General features: G+C 58.3%; 2 protein-coding genes. Both read right to left on the reverse strand.

Annotation, left to right across the window (positions count from 1 at the left end; translation table 11 throughout):
- Positions 1-61: 61 nt before the first annotated feature.
- Positions 62-1,540 (reverse strand): tripartite tricarboxylate transporter permease, encoded by a 1,479-nt coding sequence (locus HOP58_RS22710; protein WP_234261903.1) that lies wholly within the window; start codon positions 1,538-1,540, stop codon positions 62-64.
- Positions 1,541-1,544: 4 nt separating this feature from the next.
- Positions 1,545-1,934 (reverse strand): tripartite tricarboxylate transporter TctB family protein, encoded by a 390-nt coding sequence (locus HOP58_RS22715; protein ID WP_234261904.1) that lies wholly within the window; start codon positions 1,932-1,934, stop codon positions 1,545-1,547.
- Positions 1,935-2,055 lie beyond the last annotated feature (121 nt).

The following is a 2,055-nucleotide window of genomic DNA, read 5'->3' on the forward strand; positions in this document are numbered from 1 at the left end:
GGAGGGTAGAATCGGTCATGGCGTATCCACTCATGTTGATTGAGATCTTGGTCGTGATCAATCAACAGGATACGCCACCCTTCCTACCTCCTCCCATACACCAGAAATCACCATAGCTCGCGGCACTTGGCGCGCTCTCGAAGAACGTCATGTAATCCCCTCGCGACATCAACAGGGCACGCCGGAAATGCACTTCCATCATCGGGCCGAGAATGAAGCCGAGTAGCAAAGGTGCGGCTGGATAGCGCAGGCGAATCAGGAAGTAACCGATCACGCCGAAGAAAAGTACCGTGTAGATATCAAAAATGCTCGACCGTACCGAATACACACCGATGCAGATAAAAAACAGCATCGCGGGGTACAGCATGTGATAGGGAATCGACAGCATGCGCACCCAGAGGCGGATCAATGGCACGTTGAGTATCAGCAGCATGATGTTGCCGACTCCGAAGCTGACCACCAGGCCCCAGAACATTTCGGGATTGCTGGTTATCAGCATCGGTCCGGGCGCAATACCGTGCAAGATCATGGCGCCGAGCAGTACCGCCATGACCGCGTCACCGGGGATCCCCAAACTCAGGGTGGGAATGAATGCTGCCTGTACCGCTGCATTATTGGCAGATTCCGGCGCGGCGACGCCGCGCAATTCACCCTGACCGAGTTTGTCCGGGTTCTTCGCCAGCTTTTTCTCCGCCGCGTAGGACATGAAGGCGGCAATGGCGGGGCCGGAACCGGGCAAAGCACCGACGAAGGTGCCGATGCTAGAGCTACGCAGCATGGTCTTCCAAAGGCCGTGGCACTCCGCCGGCTTGGGCATCATGGATTTAAACGTCAGGCCGCTGGCTTTTAGCGGTGCATGCCTCTCCTGGCCAAGATTGGCAAGAATCTCGCCAACGCCGAACAGACCCATCGCCAGCGCCACCAGACTGATGCCGTCGGCCAGCGCCAAAGCGCCGAAAGTGAAGCGCGCGGCGCCGGATGTTTCGTCGGTGCCCACCAGCCCCAGGGCGATGCCGAGGATCACCATGGCCATTCCTTTAAGCGGCGACCCCACCGACAGGGTGGAAGCGGCGACCAGACCCAGCAGCATGATCGAGAAGTAATCCACGGGACCAAAACCCATGGCGAATGACGCTATCACCGGCGTGAAGCCAAGCACCATGAAGATGGCGACGATGCCGCCGGTGAAGGAAGCGATGGCGGCTGTGAACAGTGCCACACCAGCACGTCCTTGCTTGGTGAGCTGGTTGCCGTCCAGGCAGGTCACCGCCGCCGAGGCGGTGCCCGGCAGGTTGAGCAGGATTGCAGCAATCGAGCCGCCATACTGGGCGCCGTAGAAAATGCCTGCGAGCATGATCAGCGCGACTGGCGGAGAGAGGTAGTAGGTCATCGGCAATGCCAGGGAGATGGCCGTCAATGGCCCGATGCCCGGCAGCACGCCAACGAAGGTACCGACAAGAACGCCTACGAAGCAGAACAGCAGGCCTTCCAAGGAGAACGCGATCTCGGCGCCGAGCGCCAGATTCTGGAAGATATCCATCAGCTCACCATCGAATTGCGGCGACCGGGACGCCGAGCCCGTAAATAAAGACCGAAACGCCGAGTATGCTCAGGCATACCGCAGTAGCGACTGCTGCCCACGGGCGCACTGGCTTTTCGGAGAGAGACACCAGAATGACCAGAGCCAGGGTGGCGGGCACCAGGCCGGTGCGTTCCAGTAACGCGGCGAATGCTACGAAACCAGCGGTAACCATGAGAATCGGGCGGGGGATCCAAAAACCCTTTATTTGTTCCGAGTGCCACTGCTCTACAACCAGGAGAATAGAGAACAACAACAGCATGGAGCCGACCATTATCGGAAAGAAACCAGGCCCCATGCGGCGCAGTGAGCCGATATCGTAGTGGCTTCCCTGCCAGATGATGTAGAGCCCCAACAGGAGCTATGGTGATTTCTGGTGTATGGGAGGAGGTAGGAAGGGTGGCGTATCCTGTTGATTGATCACGACCAAGATCTCAATCAACATGAGTGGATACGCCATGACCGATTCTACCCTC

The organism is Halomonas sp. MCCC 1A11062 (genome assembly GCF_021404355.1).
Classification (GTDB): Bacteria; Pseudomonadota; Gammaproteobacteria; order Pseudomonadales; family Halomonadaceae; genus Halomonas; species Halomonas aerodenitrificans.